The following is an 18,556-nucleotide window of genomic DNA, read 5'->3' as shown; positions in this document are numbered from 1 at the left end:
TGTAATTAGTGAACAAATTTATGGAAAAAAAAGCAATTTTTCTCCGGGAGAACCTCGGGAAATTTAAAAAGCTATGGCTTATGACGAAGTTTACACTATTATTTGTTCTTTTGGGATTATTGAGCACGAACGCGTCGGTGTATTCCCAAACGGGGCAACAGATTACTCTTTCGATGAAGGATTCTTATTTGAAAGATGTGCTATGGGCGATAGAGCGCCAGACTACTTTTGTTTTCATGTATAACCAGGAGGACTTGGATAAGGTCGGGAAGGTTAGCGTGAATGTCAAAGCTTCCGGTATCGAGGAGATATTGAAAGCGTGTTTGAAGGGCACGGGGTTGACTTACGTGATCGAGGAGGCGGTGATCGTGCTGAAACCCATGAAGGAGGACGAGAAGAAAAAGGAAATCCGTATTGCAGGACGGGTGACGGACGAGGCAAAACAACCTTTACCGGGGGTGACGGTTCGGATCAAGGGAACTGGGCTTGGTACTGCCACGAATGCCGAGGGGCGCTATTCGTTGGCATTGCCGGAGATGAAGGACGTGGTGCTGGTATACACGTTCGTGGGGATGGTTACCCAAGAGGTGAAGTATGCGGGCAAGGACACGATCAACGTGGTGATGAAGGAGGATAAGGTGAAGATGGACGAGGTAGTGGTGACCGGTTACATGAACGTGCGTAAGGAGAGTTTTACCGGGAATGCTACGACGGTGAATAAGGACCAGTTGTTGAAGACGAATAACAAGAACGTGATTGCCGCTTTGCAGGCGTTTGATCCTTCTTTTCGAATTAAGGAGAATAAGCTTTTCGGTTCAGACCCGAACTCGTTGCCCGAGTTCACGATTCGCGGGGAAGGGAGTATCGGTATGAACCGCGGCTTGGAGATGGAGAAGGCTAGACGTTCACAGAGAACGAGTTTGAAGGATAACCCGAATTTGCCGATTTTTATCTTGGATGGTTTCGAGGTGTCCGTGCAGAAGATTTATGACATGGATATTAACCGAATCGAGAGTATGACAATCTTGAAAGATGCTGCTGCCACGGCAATGTACGGTTCTCGTGCGGCTAACGGTGTGGTTGTGGTGACGACGGTTGCGCCTAAGCCGGGAGAGTTGCGGGTAATGTATAATTTTAATGCCGGAGCGGAGTTTCCTGATTTGTCCGATTATAATTTGTGTAATGCTTGGGAGAAGGTGGAAGTGGAACGGTTGTCCGGAAAGTATATTTCAGAGGATGGAGATCCCGGTGTACAATTGATAAAAGATATCGCGTATAATGATTTGGTGAATGAGGTACGGAGGGGCGTGGAAACCGACTGGTTGGCTCAGCCGTTGCATAACGTGTTCAATCATTCGCATAGTTTAAATGTTTCCGGTGGTGTGGAGAGTATTCGTTACAGTTTGGATTTGAATTACGGGACGCATAACGGGGCTATGATCGATTCGTACCGGGATAACATGGGTGTGGGTTTGAATTTGGATTATCGGCACAAATCGTGGTTACAGGTGATGAATTCTGTTACTTTTAATGTGACGAAGGCTTCGGATTCTCCATACGGTTCTTTTGATTTGTACGCGAAGTTGCAGCCTTACTGGGCTCCTTACTCGAATGACGGTGAGCTGTTGGAAACGTTGAAAGACGGGAAGACTGTCAACCCGCTTTATCGGGCTAAAATGTTGGGCAGTTACGCGGGAAAGATGAAATTGAATGATTTGACCGATAATTTTAGTGTGAATATTTATTTTTCAGAGGGGTTTTCGTTTAAGGGACAGCTTTCTGTAACCAAGACCGATTCGGAGACGGAGAGTTTCTCGGATCCGAAAGACCCCGCGTATAGCTCGACTTCCACGAGAGAAAGAGGTGCTTTGACAACGATTTCCGATAAATCTTTTACATGGAACACGAATGCGATGTTTTATTTCAATAAATCGGTAGGAGATCATTTTATAAATGCCACAGCAGGTTTGAATATTCAGGAGTCGCATAATAAAATGACAACATTGGAGTATCAAGGGTTCCAGTTGAGTAATTTGCATTCGCCGACATACGCCGCGGAACAAACTCGAAAGGCTGATGTTTCTTCCGATAAAAGTCGTTTGTTGGGAATTTTAGCTTCTGTTAATTACTCGTTTAATAATGTTTATTTGTTTGATGCTTCTTTCCGTATGGATGGTTCTTCTAAATTCGGGAAAGATAAGCGTTTCGCTCCTTTCTGGTCTGTCGGTGCCGGGGTGAATGTGCATAATTATTCATGGTTGAAGGATCATTGGTTGGTGAGTACCTTGCGGTTACGGGGTACGTATGGAGTGACGGGTAATGTGAATTTCCCTGCGTATGCCGCTATTTCCACGTATCAGACTTCGGATAAGTGGTATTATAATACTCCGTCGAATACGTTGATAGCGTTGGGAAATCCTAAGTTGACTTGGGAGAAAACGCATACGGTGGATGTCGGTATCAATTTGGGATTTTTTAATGACCGTTATGTCTTGGAGGGAACCTATTATAGGAAAGAGACGAAAAATCAATTGGAACAGTTGACAATTCGTTCTTCATCCGGGTTCTCCAGTTTTTACACGAATGCGGGTTCTATCCTGAATAAGGGGTTTGAGTTGAAGTTGAATGCCACAGTGTTGCAAAGCAAAGATTGGACGGTGGCACTGAATGCCACGCTGGCTTCCAACACGAATAAGATCACGAAGTTGGGGCAGGAGGCAGAGAGATACAATCAAAATATCCAAGATTTCCATAATGGAAAAAAACAAGAAAGTGACGAGAATATGAGTGCCGAGGATAGAGAGGCGTATGGCGAGTTGCTTTATATCCCATTGACTCAATATTACGTGGGGGCGTCGACGACGGCTATTTATGCGGTGCCTTCTTATGGAATTGACCCGTCTAATGGTAAGGAGTTGTTCCGGAAACGTAATGGACAGAGTACTTACGTGTGGGATGCCGCCGACGAGATTGTAGTGGGTGACAGGAGCCCGGATGCGCAGGGGTCTTTTGGTATCAATGTCGCGTGGAAAGGGTTTTACGTGAACACGACGTTCTTGTATCAATGGGGGGCTCAAGATTATAATGAAACGCTCAAGAATAAGGTGGAGGAGGCTGATATCGACGGGAGTAACGTGGATAGGAGGGTGTTGACACAACGTTGGATTAAGCCGGGAGATATCGCACCTTTCTTTGATTTGGCAAGGAAGCAAAAAACACAACCGACTTCTCGTTTTGTGCAGGATAATAACTACTTGGCATTTAGCGGTATCTCTTGCGGATATGATTTTAGCCAAGAGTTGATTCGAAAATACCGTTTGACTTCGTTGGGTTTGCGGTTCAACATGAATGATGTGTGCCGTTGGTCTTCTATAAAGCAGGAACGGGGGACGAGTTATCCTTACGCTAAAAATTACAGCTTTACGTTGACACTTGGTTTTTAAAATATTTAATGATTTAGGATATGAAGATATATTTACAAATGATGCTTTTGTTGTCCTTGCTTTCGTTTGGTTCGTGTAAGGATTGGTTGGATTTGCAACCGGAAGGACAGGCAACTAGCGAGGAGTTGTTCGCCACGGGCGACGGTTATCGTTCCGTTTTGGCCGGGATTTACGAGGCTATGGCGTCTAAGAATTTGTACGGGGTGGAATTGCAATTCGGGATTGTCGATTGTATTTCACGGCAGTACACGTGGGATTGGAAATACGGGGAGCAAGGTACCAATATGTATAAACTGGCTCGGAATTTTGATTATTATCATGCCGATTTGAGACCCACGATTAATGCTATCTGGAAGGATGGATTTAATGTGGTGGCTAACGCTAATAATTTGATTCAGAATCTGGAGGATGTGTCCCCGGATTTGTTCGCGGGGGGAGAGCCGGAACGTAAGATGATTTTGGGAGAAGCGTACGCTTGTAGAGCTTTGATGCATTTCGATTTGTTGCGCCTTTTTGCTCCTGCTTTGATTCATGATGATGGGGAACAGCGGGTTCCGTACGTGGAGGAGTATCCTAATATTCAGCCGAATGGGATTGGGGTGAAGCCTTTTATGGAGAAGGTGATCCGGGATTTGAATAAGGCTCGCGAGTTGACGATCGAGTTTGATACCACGGCTCTGGGGATGAGTATGAGTGCTTCCGGAAAAACTCGTTTCTATGGAGAGTTGGAGTATGGAATGGAAGGATACCAAAAGGAAAGTTCTATAGACGGTTTTTATTTGGGACGAGGTTATCGTTTGAGTTATTACGCAATTACAGCTCTGTTGGCAAGGGCATACCAGTATGCGGGAATGCAGGAGGAGGCGTTCCATATGGCAGAGGCGGTGATGAAATTTAAAGCAACGGGACCTTCGGGTAATTCTTATGATATGTTTTCCAGGGATGATTTTAACGGGGTTCGAGGGAGTAATTACGAGGAAAAGAATGATTTAAAGAATGTATCCGGTTTGATTTTTGCCATTTATAATGAAGAGGCATATAATGATTATGGTCTGGCAAATTTTTTCCAGAAAAAAACGAATGGGATGAATCAAGGGAATTGGTTGATGCTTGATTTGGAAAAACAAAAGATATTCCAAAGACCGGACGGGAATATGGATGAGGCACAGATGGATATTCGTTCTAAGTGTTTGCTTTATAAACCGGAAGATCATAGTATTTGGGGGGATTATAAGATTTCTGCAAAATGGTATTGTAGTGATGATGCGACGACACGTCAAAAGAATGTGCAGATTTTACCGGTAATTCGGGCAACAGAGATGCGTTATATCATGGCGGAATATTATGCCAGAAATCAACGTATGGAGGAGGCTTACAAGATATTGAATGATATTCGCCGGGAGCGTTCGGATTACGCGGAAGTACCGGGTGAGGGTGGAAATATGGAGTGGAAGACGATGGAAGATTTGCCCGTGGCTCAGAATTATGAAGGGTTCCAACGGGATTTGATTCGTGACGCACAGCGGGAGTGGATTTCCGAAGGTCAGCTATTTTATTTGTATAAGCGCTTGGGGACAAAGATTTATTTTAAAGAGGACGAGATTCGGGAATTGAACAAGTCCGAGTATATGTTGCCCGTGCCGGATGATCAGAGTATGTAATCGATAAATTGAATGAGTATGAAAAAGATATTATTGTTCGCTATTTGTGTGGTCGTATTTTGGTCTTGTTCCGAGCAGGATATTAAGCCGTTCGGGGGACGTCATGAAGTTTATTTTTATAAGTTTTTTATGGACGAGAAGGCTCCCGGTACAGCTAAAGCGGATTCGACGGATGTGACTTTCTTTTTTGCCAAGCCAACGGATGAGTACGTGATGGCAGATGTGGTTGTGGCGTTGGCTGGAAGACCTATAACGGAGGATCTACATTTCGGGTTGAAGGTGGTGGACGAGATGACAACTGCAACCCCGAATGAATACGTCTTGGAAGATGTGTACACGTTTCGGGCTCGTCCTATTTCGGAGGATGCGAAATTGATTTTGGATACGATACAGATTCGAATGAACAAGAGTTCCCGTTTGGATGAGTTGGAGGAAGGGATTCGGTTGACGGTACAAATTGTGCCAACGGACGAGGTGCAGGTCGGGCAATTCGAGCGGTCTCGGGCGGTGATTCATTTAACAAAGGATGCCGTACGTCCCGTGTGGTGGACGCGGGAGGTGGAAGCCGGATTGTTGGGTCCCTATTCCTCATTGAAGTATAAGACGTTTTTGGAGAATGTACCGGGGGCGTATGATATGGATGGTGACATGATAAAGAATTATCCGGACGAGGCTATTAAGTTGACGAAAGCGTTTAAACAATATTTGGCTGAAAATCCGATATATGACGAAGAGAATTACGAGTGGATGGCAGTGGAAGTTTAATCAATAAATGAAGATGTATTATGAAATATATAAGGTTGTATTTTGTATTATTGATGTTCGGTTTGTTAGCCGGATGTTTTGAAGACGAGGGAAATTATGATTACGTGGAAATCAATCCCCCGACATGGGAACAGGAGTTCAATGATCGTACGCCTAAAAATATATACGGGTATGCCGGAAAGGGCGAGGTGATGAAGTTCACGGGAAGTAGTATGTTTAGATGGGAAGGGGATTCCGTGGCACGTGCCGAAGAGGTGCGTTACGAGTGGAAGATTGGGGATGTGGTTATTAGTGAAGAGTTGGATTTTGAGATACCGACGGATGAGTTGGTTGAAAAAATAGATTTGAAACGTTATAGTGATAGTCAAGGGGAGTGGGGGACGTTTAATATTATTGAGAAAAAGACGGGAATTGTTTTTCCGGCTCGGCTTTACGTGTGGATTTATCCGACGTTTGCCCCGGATGATTGGTTTCTTCTGTCGGAAAATGGTAAAAACGCTAAACTTTCAGTTGTTCGCTTGCGTGTTGTAGAGGAGAAGGGGCAAAAGGTTATCAAGTACGAGTTTAGGGATGATGCCTATAAGGATATTAATGGACACGAGATTCCGGGTAGTCCGCTTGATCTGGTGATGGAGACTTCCCGGGACGTGAGTGCCAGTGGTGCGTGCGTGATACTGACCGATCAAGTTGCCTACGAGGTGAATATGCAGAATCTCGAGAAGGTGAGCGAGGTGAAGGATCAATTTTTGGACGGGACACCCGCAGATTTTAACATTATAGCCATGAAGGAAAAGGCTCCGCAGAGTCCTAGTTTCGGGGAAGGTTCGGCTTCTTTTGTTGCCACGAAAGACGGGCGTTTGTTTACCAGAATGAGGTCAGCGAATTATTTGACGGGTAAGTATTTAACGGAGCCTTATTATATTGATGCCAAAGGGTATAAGATCACGAAAATCGGGCATACTCGATACGGGGGACTTATTCCTTGTTATGATGAAAAGAATCGGAGAGTGGTGATGGCAACGACGTGGAGAGAAGATATTAGTTATGGAGAGCATGAGTGGACTTCTGTTTATAAAACAAGGGTGCTTCCTATTAATAGAGATTACGGGGCTCCGGCGGTGTCCGGATTCCCGGAAGGTACGGAGGTTTTGTTTCTTACTGCTAAAAACCATATTAGCTGGGGATATGGCGGGACAACACAACTTTTCACAATATATTATAATGATCCGACTTCGTCTAAGCCTCAAACTTTAGTTGATGATTTCTCTTTTGATAATAGAAATGGAGTGTTGACTTACATGGGAATGGAGCGTTGGTTTTATTTGCCCGTGAAATTGGATGCTTCATCGGTAATTCTTGTTAGTGCATCTAATAGAGATATTAGTGAAACGGCAAATGCTGCTAAATATCGGGATTTTTATACGGTAGGAGATAAATTGTATTACGTGCAGCGAGGGACTGATTGGAGCGATAAGACGGTGAGATTCCTTGAGTTTAATGCCTCGTTCCCTTCCAAGATCACGGCGTTGGCTTACGCTTTTGCTTCATTGGATCAATTGTGGGTAGGATGTGAAGACGGAAGTATGTTTGCTTATGATATAAGGAATATTAATTCGCCGAAGTTAGTGTTCGAGAAAAATCTTGGAGGTAAGGTGGTTTCCATGAAGCAGATCGGATGGCATACTAGTAATGAAGATTGGTATTAATAGTGTCAAGATTTGCCGGGATTGGTAGATCGTATTGATAAAATTGAAAAGTAAATTATTGTATGGAAGAAGCAATTGTAAAAGTGGAACATTTATCTCATCGTTACAGCGTGCAATGGGCGATACGGGATATTGATTTCGAGATAACTAAAAATGGTATTTACGGATTACTCGGCTCCAATGGAGCCGGGAAATCCACAACCATGAATATCATGTGCGGGGTGTTGAAGCAGACGGAAGGGGATGTGTTTATAAAGGGGGTCAGCGTGAGCAAGAATCCGGTTGAGGCGAAGCGGCATATCGGATTCTTACCGCAGGTGCCGCCGTTGCACCCGGATTTGACAGTCGAGGAATATCTTGAGTATTGTGCAGAGTTGCGTCATATTCCGGATCGGGAGGTGAAGAAAGCGATCAAGGAGGTGATGGAACGTTGCGGTATTTCGCATTTTGCGAAACGGGTGATTCATAATTTATCGGGAGGTTATCAACAACGGGTGGGGATTGCTCAGGCAATTATCCATAAACCGGAACTGGTGATATTCGATGAACCGACGAACGGTTTGGACCCGAATCAAATCGTGGAGGTGCGCCATTTGATAAAGGAGATTGCGCAAGAGCGTACGGTGATTCTGTCGACACATATCTTGACGGAGGTGCAGGCGACTTGTGATTATATCCGGATGATTGAGCAGGGGTCCTTAGTTTTTTCCGGAACGGTGAATGAATTTGATAACTATTTGCAGCCTAATACGCTGGTGGTTTCTCTGGCGGCGGTTCCGTTGGTAGCGGATATACAGGCTCTTCCGGGAATCGTGCGGGTGGAAGAATTGGGAGGTCCCAGGTTCCGCATCCAGTTCTCGGATGCCCGGGAGGCGATGGATCGTATCGTGGAAGCCAGCTATACCCGGGGATGGCAGTTGACCGAGTTGCAACAGGAGAAGAGTTCGCTGGATACCATTTTTGCCGAGTTGTCCAAAAAATAGTATTAAATTTTATTTGCAGTAGAGATGAAGACGATATTTAAGATAGCAAAGACGGAGTTACGGGATTTGTTTTATTCCCCGATCGCTTGGTTGATTTTGATTATATTCACGTTCCAGACCGGTATGTTGTTTGCCGGGACGATCTCGGAGATCGTGGGATACCAGAGCATGGGTAGCGTGGGAGCCAACCGAACGTTGGGGATTTTTGGCGGAGAGCGAGGTTTGTTCGTGGCGGTGCAGTCTTACTTGTATTTGTATATTCCGTTGTTGACGATGGGGTTGATGAGCCGGGAGTTGGGAAGCGGTTCGATTAAGTTGCTTTATTCTTCCCCGATCACGAATGCCCAGATTATTTTGGGTAAGTATTGCGCAATGTTGGCATACGGGTTGGTGTTGATCGGGGTGTTGTTGGTTTACGCTATTTACGGGATTTGTACGATCGAGAACGTGGATATTCCTGTTATTTTGGCGGGGCTTTTGGGATGTTACCTTTTGTTGTGTGCTTATGTGGCGGTCGGGTTGTTTATGTCGAGTTTGACTTCTTACCAGATCGTGGCGGCGGTAGGGACGTTGGCTATTCTTGCCGTTTTGACGTACGTGAAGGGGATGTGGCAGGCTGTCCCGTTTGTCCGGGAGATTACTTACTGGTTCGGTATGACGGGGCGTTCCGATAATTTTATGATCGGGATGATTTGTAGCGAGGATGTGCTTTATTTTGTCGTGGTGGTGATGTTGTTCCTGTTAATGACAATCATTCGATTGCAGGGAAGGCGGCAGAAAGTGGGTTTCGTGAGATCTTTGGGCAAATATGTCGGGGTGTGGGGCTTGGCTGTGGTGTTGGCGTATGTTTCTTCCCGTCCTGTTTTTAAGTACTATTATGATGCGACTCACACGAAAATGAACACGTTGACACCCAATAGTCAGGCAATTATCAATGAATTGGATGGCGGGTTGACGATCACGACTTACGTGAATATTTTGGATAAAAATAATTGGGTGGGATTCCCGAAGAATTATAATGATGATGTACGTCGTTTTGAACAGTATACTCGTTTTAAGCCGGAGATTGAAATGAAGTACGTGCTTTATTATGACACGGTTAAGAATGATTATTTGGAACGGGCATACCCGGGAATGAGTTACGAGGAGAAGGCGAAGAAGGTGATCGAGAGGGAGGAGTTGAACCCAAGGAAGATTTTGAACCCGGAACAGATTCGTGCGCGAATTGATTTGAGAAGCACAGAGGGGAATCGTACTGTACGTCTGTTGGAGCGGGAATCCGGGGAGAGGACTTTCTTGAGGTTGTATGATGATCACATGATATATCCCTCGGAATCGGAGATTACGGCAGCTTTGAAGCGTGTGGTGATGACGTTGCCCACAATCGGGTTCTTGTCCGGGCACGGGGAGCGTGAAACGGATCGTCCGGGAGATCGTAATTATTGTATGTTTACTCACTTGCCGATGATGCGGCAAGCGTTGGTGAATCAAGGATTTGATTATAAGGATGTCACTTTGGAGGAGGAGATTCCCGCTGAGATCAATATTTTGGTGATTGCAGAGATGAGGGAGGCGATGACGGAAGCGGAAAAGGAGAATTTCGATAAGTATGTTGCCCGAGGTGGTAATCTGGTGATTATCGGGGAACCCGGACGACAGGAGGTGATGAGTCCGGTGTTGGAGCCTTTCGGGGTGAAACTGGTGGATGGTTTTTTGATTCAGCCGGAGAAACCGAAGGATCCCGAGCAGGAGAAATTGGATAACGCGAATCTTGGGCCCTTTGCCGGTTTTATAGCCCCGAAACAGCCGATTGATTTGATTGTTTCACAACCGACACCGGAGGCTGAGGAGTTGTCGTTTGCTTTCCGTTACATGAGACCTAATTACGTGGTGGTTATGCCTACTGCCGCCGGGTTGGAATACACGACGGATAAAGGATTTGACGTGATACCGTTGTTTATGTCTGATTCGACTTGCTGGAATGAGTTGGAAAACACGGATATCGTGGATCAAGAGGTGGTGTGTAACCCGAAGGTGGGTGAGGTGCAGAAGTCTTACCCGTTAGCTTTGGCATTAACTCGTAAAATGGGTGCTCGAGAACAAAAAGTCATCATATTGGGTGATGCAGATTGCTTGAGTGACGGGGAGCTTACGAGCAACAGAAATCCATTGTGGGCTGCTAATTACGTGATTATTCAAGGTGGTTTCTTTTGGTTGTCGGATGGCGAGGTGCCTATTGACGTGAGGCGTCCGGGGGCAATCGACAGGAGATTATTAGTGAGTGATACGGGAGTCGAGGTACTTAATTACGCGTTGCTTGGCGGGTTCCCCGGGTTGTTGCTTTGTCTTGCTTTGTTTATCTGGTTAAGGAGAAGAGGCAGATAGTAGTTGTTGAGTGTTGTTTTTTAAGTGTCAATCAGGTAATGAGGCAAGAATGCCCCGTTACCTGATTGTGTTTTATTAAGCTAGGGTGTTTTTTAGATGCACTCTTTAAGGGCTGAAAGTTTATTATTGCAATATGAACTACTTCATGTTAAACATTTAAATTTTAGAATTATGAAAAAAATGATGATTTTATTCGTGGTATCGGTCTTCTGTTGGATAGGGGGACGGAATGAGTGTTTTGGGCAATTTTCTGATGTATAAGGTCGTGACTTTAATATTAGAAATAGAGAGTAAAAGTATATTAAGTAAACGTTTAAATTTTGATATCATGAAGAATATAAAGATTTTAACAGTAACATTGGCATTTATTATAGGAATGGTGGTAATAGGTATTGGACAAATTTATGAACGTACAGCGAGTCTTAAATCTGGGGAGACTTTACATATCAGTTTTAGTGGTATTTTTGATGGAAGATATCAAGAGATTATATTACTTTTTCAAAAACCTAATCAACCGATAGAGAAAAGAGAACTTGGATGTGTTTCTGCATACACATTAGCGTGTTTTAATGCAGAGAATGTTGGAGAGTATTATTTTATGGATAAACGGGATTATTTAAATAGCAGTAACGAATATAATATTCTTCATGTTAAAGTATCAATGAGACGGGACGTGATTTATCTAGAAAATTAGATTGTTTGAAAATATGATTAAAGAGAGTTTTTGAGTAATTGATAAAACCAATTAATTGAATGATTTAAATTTATAAATGATATGTTTTACGTAGTAATTTATGAGATGAAACAGCAATATCGAACTTTGGGGTTTCGATTATTCGCTCTCTTTTCATTGTTAAGTATTTTGTTATGTCATATTTATTGGCAGGGACAAGGGAATTGTGAAAATTGGAAAATGGTGGCATTGCCTTGTGCAATGCCACTAGTAAATGCGTATCTTTTTAACGTGATACAATCTTTGTTTTTGATATTGATTGTGTCAGTAATCCCCTTGCGAATGAGGCAAAGTGGTGCTTCGGATGCAATTAAAACACGCTCATACGATAATGTGTCGTATTATTGGGGAGTGATTATTGGGAATTTCTTGCTTTTTTTGATTTTGAATGTAGTGGAGGTTCTCGTGTCCGTGTTCGTCGTGAACTTAACGAGTTTAGCTCCCGTTGGGTGGAGGTATTATATTTTTTACTTGTTGACTTTGAATATACCTGTGTGGGTATTCGTGGCAGGGGTCACCTTGTGGTTGAGTTACGCAACCAAGTTTCGTTTTTGGGCTGTGACGATTAGTGTGATTTGGTGGTTCGGGGGTATTTTTTATTTACCTTATTGGCAACATGGAACATGGGATTATTTGGCGAGTGGGGTGCCAAACGTGTTCTCGGAAGTGACGGGACATGTGGATTTGTGGCGTTACTTGATTCATCGGCTACTTTATTTTTTTGTGGGGATGGGATTATTAGTGTGTGGTGTAAGTTGGGTGGAGAGATTGCCAAATCGTGTAGATGTATTGAAAAAAAATGTTTTATGGGGAGTGATGCTGGTGGTAATGGGAGTCGGGTGTGGTGTCGCCTTGGAATATGTTTATTATCGGGATCTGCAGATTCGACTCGAGTACCGAGAATGTTTTGCTCGTAACTGGAGCGAGAAAACTTGCCGGGTGAAAAGTCATGCGATTACTCTCGCTCAATCGGGAGAGAGATTGACTTTGCATAGCGAGATGATAGTTTATAACCCCGGACATGAGTCTATAGAGAAGATATATTTTTTTCTAAACCCCGGGTTGCGAGTGAAACAGATTGTTGTCGGAAAGGATCGTTTGTCATACACGAGGGATGAACAGGTCATCGTGATCAACCAGGGATTGGGGGTGGGGGACTCTTTGCAGATGTGCTTGGAATACGAGGGTAAAATAGATGAGCGTATTTGTGATTTGCATTTACCAAAGGAGGAGTATGAAAATACGTTTTATGGAGATCGTTTTTTTGCCCGAGGGCGTAGAGGGGCTTTCGTGAGTGATGAGTTTTTGCTTTTATCTCCGGCGAGTATATGGTATCCTGTGGCTGTTCCCCCGGTGAACCCGTTGTCACCCAGTTTCACGGGGAGAGATTTTACCCGATTCCGGCTTGCTGTTGTTCAATCGCAACAGAACGTGTTGTACTCGCAAGGGAATGTAAAAAAAATGAAAGATACAATGCTTTTTGTGCCGAGTAGAGAGTTGACAGGTATCTCTTTGTGTGGTGGAAATTTTAATAGGTATCATTTGAATATAGAGGGGATAGAAGTTGAATTTTTGTCATTGGGAGGGTATGACATATTGTTACGTCGATTTGCGAAAGTGGATGATAGATTGTTGATGAGGATATTGCATCAGCCTTTGTTTCAATTAGATGACTTTGGTTTACTTTTATCGAAACGCTGGTGTGAAAAGGGAGCTTCTCGTTTATGTTTCCTAGAAACACCTTTGGCGTTTCGATTGGAATCGCACGAGGGAAAAACGGAACAGGGGCAAGTGGAACCGGGAATGGTTTTTATCCCAGAACGAGGATTTGACATGGATATTGCGGACATCGTGGAGAGTGAGGGGCGAAGCAAGGAAGAATTATCGTCTATCTGTGCCGTGTTGCAAGCAAACTTGAGAGATCCGACTTGTAAAGTCCGTAACTCTCATCCTTTGCTCGGGATAGGTACAGGTATTGATAGTGAACATTACACTAACGTGTATAATTATTATTCTTTGCTGTCGGATGATGACATTTGGGTGAGTTCATCGAAATACCCTTTTATGGGTAAAGTCTTTGATAGATTGAGAGCGGGAGGATTTTCACGGGCAGATCTTAAGCGAGAGGGAAATAATAAACGTAATCGAGAATACGATTACTTGACGGGAAGTACCTTGTCGGAGGCGTTGGAGAATAGTTCAGCTGGGGAAGCTTTTTTGTCTCGCGTGCTTGACCTGGGAATAGCTGATTTGTGGGATCGATTGACGTGGCAAATATCTGCTAGAGCGTTTGAAGTTATGCTTGATACAATTTTTTCTGGTTATGACGGGGAAGTGGATTATGATTCTATTTGTGGGGATATAAAGGCTACTTCCGGGGTGGACGTGCATCGAGTGATGGAAGAGTGGGTGTCAGCAAAGCATAAACAATTTTTCAAGATAAAAGATGTGGTGGCTTATTATTACTCGGAAAAAGGATTATACGAGATCGTGGGTAAAATAGAAAATATAGGAGAAGAGGGTGGAATCGTTTCCGTGGAGTGCGGTTCATTCTTGAACTCTCGACGTTATTGTCATTTTCTCAATGCGGGAGAGGCAAAAGAATTTAAAATCGTGACAGATGTTAATCCGGTGAGCGTGAAAACGTCATTATCCGCTAACCGTCCACCGTATTTTAATATCGCTTATGCCACGGGTATAGAAGATAAGGAACTTGTTTTAGGTAACACGTGGGAAGATATCTCGTCCTCAGAATTTGAATCCGATGCCAATGAAATTGTTGTGGATGATGCGGGTGTGGGATTCAAGATAGAAGATGATAGGATGACTTTAGTTCAGAAATGGATAAAGAGAGAGAGTTTATTTCGGGAAGAGTTTAAGATGGTGAACGCAGAGGTTCCTTACTGGACTTCGGTGATAGACGTGAACGCTCATGGGGATTCGATTAGGAGTTTCCATTGTAAAAGTGGTGGTGTTGGGCGTTCAAAAGCGATTTGGAGTATAACTTTGCCGGAAACGGGAAAGTATAATGTTATGGCTAAAGTGTACCGGGGATCATTGCTTTCTTCTACCTTTCAGAAACCAGAAGGTGTCGTTTACTATTATACCGTGGTATGTAACGGGAAGGAAATCAGTGTGGAAGTGAATTTAGATGAAGTGTTGGAGAGTGAAGATATGTTTACTGGTTGGATTTCTCTTGGAGAACACTATTTCTCTGCGGGGGAGGCTAGCGTGATACTGTCGGATAAGGAGGTGCAGCATCGGAAAGAGGTGGCGATTGTTGCTGATGCGGTGAAATGGGTGAAATTGGAATAATATATTTGATATTATGGCATTTGTAACAGACCAACAGACACTAGATAATCTCGGTATTTTCGGGAAAGAGGGTATATTTTTATTTTATAGGAAAGAGATGTATATGTTAAAACCGGATATGAATGCTTAAATTATGAACACGCGGGACTTTTTCCATGTAGCACTTCACGAGGCGAGATTACAAAACCGGGGCTGGCTGTTTAGAGTTCTCGTGTTGTTCTCTTTGGTCTTTATTGTCGGTTGTCACGTTTACTGGCAGGGGCAGGGAAGTTGCCATCACTGGCGGATGGTGGCTTTCCCCTGCTCCATACCCCTGATGAACGCTTACCTTTTCAGTCTGGTGCAGGGGTTATTCCTATCGGTAATGATTTCGGATTTTCCCGCTCGTTTGTTCGGTCGGGGTGAGATGGCGGTGCTACACGTTCGCCCGGTGTCCAACGTGGTGTTTTTTTGGGGTAGTTTGGCGGGAACGTGGTTGTTGTTCATTTGCTTGAACGTGGTGGTGATCGTGGTGACGGTGTTCCTAGTGCATTTGACCAGCTTGGCGGAATATACCCCTGGTTATTACTTGTTTTACCTATTGACGTTGAATTTTCCCTCGTGGGTGGTTGTGGCGGGATTTGGAGTTTGGACGAGTTACCTTACGGGTTCCAGGGGATTCTCGATCTTGTTGTCGGTGGCGTGGTGGTTGGGTTGCCTGTTTTGGTTACCCTATCATTTTCACGGTACGTTGGATTACATGGGTAGCGGGATCCCGAATTTGTTCTCTGACTTGGTGGGGCACGTGAACCTGCGCTTGTACTTCTTGCAGCGTGCCGGTTGGTTGCTGGTGGGGTTAGGTTTGTTGTTTCTTTGCGTTCGTCGAATGACTCGTATCCCGAACGAGGACTCTGTAAAACGACGTTTCGGATTGAGTGGTTCGTCCCTTTTGCTGGTTGGGATTTGCAGCCTTTACCTCGTGGAGCTTGATTATGCAAACGTTCGCTCCATGCGTCGGGAGCTTCGAGATAGTTTCAAGCGTTATTGGTCACCCTTGACTTGCCGGGTGGGTAGTCACGATATTCGACTAGAGCAGCGTGGTGGGGAGTTGCGTTCTCGTAGCGATATGCGGGTGCATAACCCGAACGGGGAGCGGTTGGAGCGTCTGGTGCTCTTTCTTAACCCGGGTCTGCGGGTGACGGGGGTGAGCGGCGAGGGGGAGGAATTACTCTTCCGGCGTGACGGTCATGTGTTACTAGTGGAACGGGCACTAGAACCCGGCGATACGCTTTCCCTCCGAGTGGAATACACAGGAGAGGTGGATGACGCTTGTTGTGATCTGCACCTGCCGGACGATGAATTTGAAGACGTGTTTCACGGTGACTTGTTCTTCCCGACGGGACGTCGAGGTGCTTTCACGGGTGATGATTTCCTGTTGTTGACCCCGGCGAGCCTATGGTACCCGGTGGCATTCCCGCCTGTGAACCCGTTTTTGCCGCTGGCGACGGCGCGGGATTTCACGCTTTTTCACCTTCACGTGGACCGGTCGTGTCGCGGAGATTTGTTTTCCCAGGGGGAGCGTCAGGAGAGCAAGGACGGGGTGTCGTTCTCTTGTTTGAAACCACTTAGTGGAATCTCTCTTTTGGGTGGAGACTTGAAGCGTTTCACGTTCGGGGCGGGTGATTCGTACAACTTGCAGTTCGGTTTGACGGCGTGGGGCGGTAAGTTTGCCCGCCGCTTTACTCGATTGAACCGAGAGAGGGTGGTTGCGTTTTTGAATAGCGTGGAGTTTTTTTACTGGGAAAACTTGGAATCGATCTCGGGACAGGCGTGGTACGCTCCCGGGGAGCCGAACTTGTACTTGTTGGAAACCCCTGTTTCTTTCTACCTGTCGAGTCACTCGGGAAAGCGGGAGGAGGGCATGGTGGAGCTGGGTGTGGTGTTTTTTCACGAGCGAGGTTTTGATATGAACCTGGTGGAAACAGCTAAAAGGCCGAGAATAAAAAATACGGGAGAATTGATGGATGCTTGTGTGGAGTTGTATGCGTCGTTGTGGGATGGAGGACGGAGTATATCAATTAGTCATCCTTTAGGGCTGGGGAAACGGCATGATCGTTTATACTGGGTTGGGGGACGTACCGTTTTGCGGGAATCCCGAAATCGGGTGTATTCTGTCGATGACCCGCTGATGGGGAAGATGTTCGAGTACTTGCAGGACAAAGATAAACAATTACCGATGGGTCTTGGTTATCGTGGTAGTAGTTTTGCTTTTTTGCACGAGCTGAGTGACCACTTGCTGGGACGAAATGTAAAGGAGGTGCTCGATGACCAGAAGCTCGGTAGTGAGAAAAAGGACATGATATTCGATATGAAGATGCAGGATTTCTGGCTTCGCTTGGAATATTATATCCCGGTAAGAGAGCTAACTTCTGTCTTGGATAGTTTGTCCTTGCGGGAGGGAGAAATTTCGTATGACTCGATAGAACGCAAGTGGAGCGAGCGCTGGGGAGTTGATTTCGCGGGAATTGTTCGGGAGTGGGAGAATGCAACCCACGAGCAATTTTACCGGACACGGGAAATGGTGAGTTATTATGACGGGAATACGGGAATCCAGTTGGCGGAGGGGATGGTCTTGAATGCCGGGAAGTGTGGTGGTTTGGTGACCGTCGTGGTTGGAAAGACAGGACACCAGGAAAAAACGGAGTTTTTTAACTGTTACTTGGCTCCCGGAGAGGTGAAGAGATTTCGAGTGGTGAATCAGGACGATGGATTTCAAGTGAACGGTGAGATGCGATATTATTTTGAAAAACATATTTTCCCGCTTTACCTTGGAGTTTCGGCAAATCGCCCACGAGAAGTGGGTTTTCATGTTGTCGAAGAACGAGACTTGAGCTATCTTGTCGGGGACTCGGGGTGTACGTGGAAAGATGTCAATCCAGAAGAGTTTCGTGCACTAGAGCCTAAAAATGAGGTTATCGTGGATGATTCAGAATCCGGTTTTGAGTTTGTTGACGGAAATTTGACATGGCTGCAGCGTCGTTGGTTGAAAAAGCCTGCTTCATTAGATGATGTCCAGGTAAGAGTTGAACGTTGGATGTTTCGTTTTGACCGATTTGCTCAAGGAGACTCGATACGCGGGCACCACGAGATTGGGGCGGGGCGTGGTAAATCGACAGCGACATGGCACGTGAATTTAATGGAAGCGGGGCGTTACCGGGTGACTGCTTTTACAGAAAAGTCTAGTTACAGTGCATTCGAGTGTCCCCAGGGAATCATTTACTACTACACGGTGCGTGGTGGTGACTGGGAAAAGGAGGTGGAAGTGCCCCTTGACCTGTATTTTCCTCGCAAGTGGGGGGGGCGTGGTTGGATAGAACTCGGGGAATTCGATTTCCCGGCGGGTGAGGCCAGTGTGACGCTATCGGATAAAGAGGTGTATGGACGAACTGAAGTCGCTATCGTGGCGGATGCGGTGAAATGGGTGAAGTTGGAGTAGGTATTTTCGATTTTTTTAATCCGTTTATCCGAAATAAATTTTTATTTTTTCTCCGGTAGTCATATCTTTGTTGAAAATTCTGCTGGTGTG

Annotated in this window: 9 protein-coding genes; all 9 read left to right on the top strand. The window is 45.0% G+C overall.

Annotation, left to right across the window (positions count from 1 at the left end):
- Positions 1–80: 80 nt before the first annotated feature.
- The 9 genes from CS948_RS07175 (at position 81) to CS948_RS07135 (ending at position 18,466) form a co-directional block, all read left to right on the top strand.
- On the top strand, positions 81–3,443 hold the full coding sequence (locus CS948_RS07175) for a SusC/RagA family TonB-linked outer membrane protein (RefSeq protein ID WP_255301898.1): 3,363 nt from the start codon (positions 81–83) through the stop codon (positions 3,441–3,443).
- Between the two features lie 20 nt (positions 3,444–3,463).
- Positions 3,464–5,104 (top strand): RagB/SusD family nutrient uptake outer membrane protein, encoded by a 1,641-nt coding sequence (locus CS948_RS07170; RefSeq protein ID WP_255301897.1) that lies wholly within the window; start codon positions 3,464–3,466, stop codon positions 5,102–5,104.
- An 18-nt stretch (positions 5,105–5,122) separates the two neighbouring features.
- Positions 5,123–5,869, top strand: coding sequence for a DUF4843 domain-containing protein (locus CS948_RS07165; RefSeq protein WP_099291034.1), 747 nt, complete (start codon positions 5,123–5,125; stop codon positions 5,867–5,869).
- A gap of 20 nt (positions 5,870–5,889) precedes the next feature.
- On the top strand, positions 5,890–7,575 hold the full coding sequence (locus CS948_RS07160; RefSeq protein ID WP_176554964.1) for a PKD-like family lipoprotein: 1,686 nt from the start codon (positions 5,890–5,892) through the stop codon (positions 7,573–7,575).
- 62 nt (positions 7,576–7,637) lie between these two features.
- Entirely contained in the window at positions 7,638–8,558 is a 921-nt protein-coding gene (locus tag CS948_RS07155) for an ABC transporter ATP-binding protein (RefSeq protein ID WP_099291032.1), read from the top strand.
- Positions 8,559–8,582: 24 nt separating this feature from the next.
- On the top strand, positions 8,583–10,943 hold the full coding sequence (locus CS948_RS07150) for a Gldg family protein (protein ID WP_099291031.1): 2,361 nt from the start codon (positions 8,583–8,585) through the stop codon (positions 10,941–10,943).
- Positions 10,944–11,271: 328 nt separating this feature from the next.
- Positions 11,272–11,637: a hypothetical protein gene (locus CS948_RS07145; RefSeq protein ID WP_141560904.1), complete on the top strand. Its 366-nt coding sequence runs from the start codon at positions 11,272–11,274 to the stop codon at positions 11,635–11,637.
- 321 nt (positions 11,638–11,958) lie between these two features.
- The gene (locus CS948_RS07140; RefSeq protein ID WP_141560903.1) at positions 11,959–14,991 is read left to right on the top strand and encodes a hypothetical protein; all 3,033 of its coding nucleotides are present in this window, start codon (positions 11,959–11,961) and stop codon (positions 14,989–14,991) included.
- A 133-nt stretch (positions 14,992–15,124) separates the two neighbouring features.
- Entirely contained in the window at positions 15,125–18,466 is a 3,342-nt protein-coding gene (locus CS948_RS07135) for a hypothetical protein (protein WP_099291028.1), read from the top strand.
- Positions 18,467–18,556: the final 90 nt, after the last annotated feature.

It is taken from the genome of Butyricimonas sp. Marseille-P3923 (genome assembly GCF_900184685.1).
Lineage (GTDB): Bacteria > Bacteroidota > Bacteroidia > Bacteroidales > Marinifilaceae > Butyricimonas > Butyricimonas muris.
Note: the sequence above shows the minus strand (reverse complement) of the source record. Positions and strands in the feature narration are given on the sequence as shown.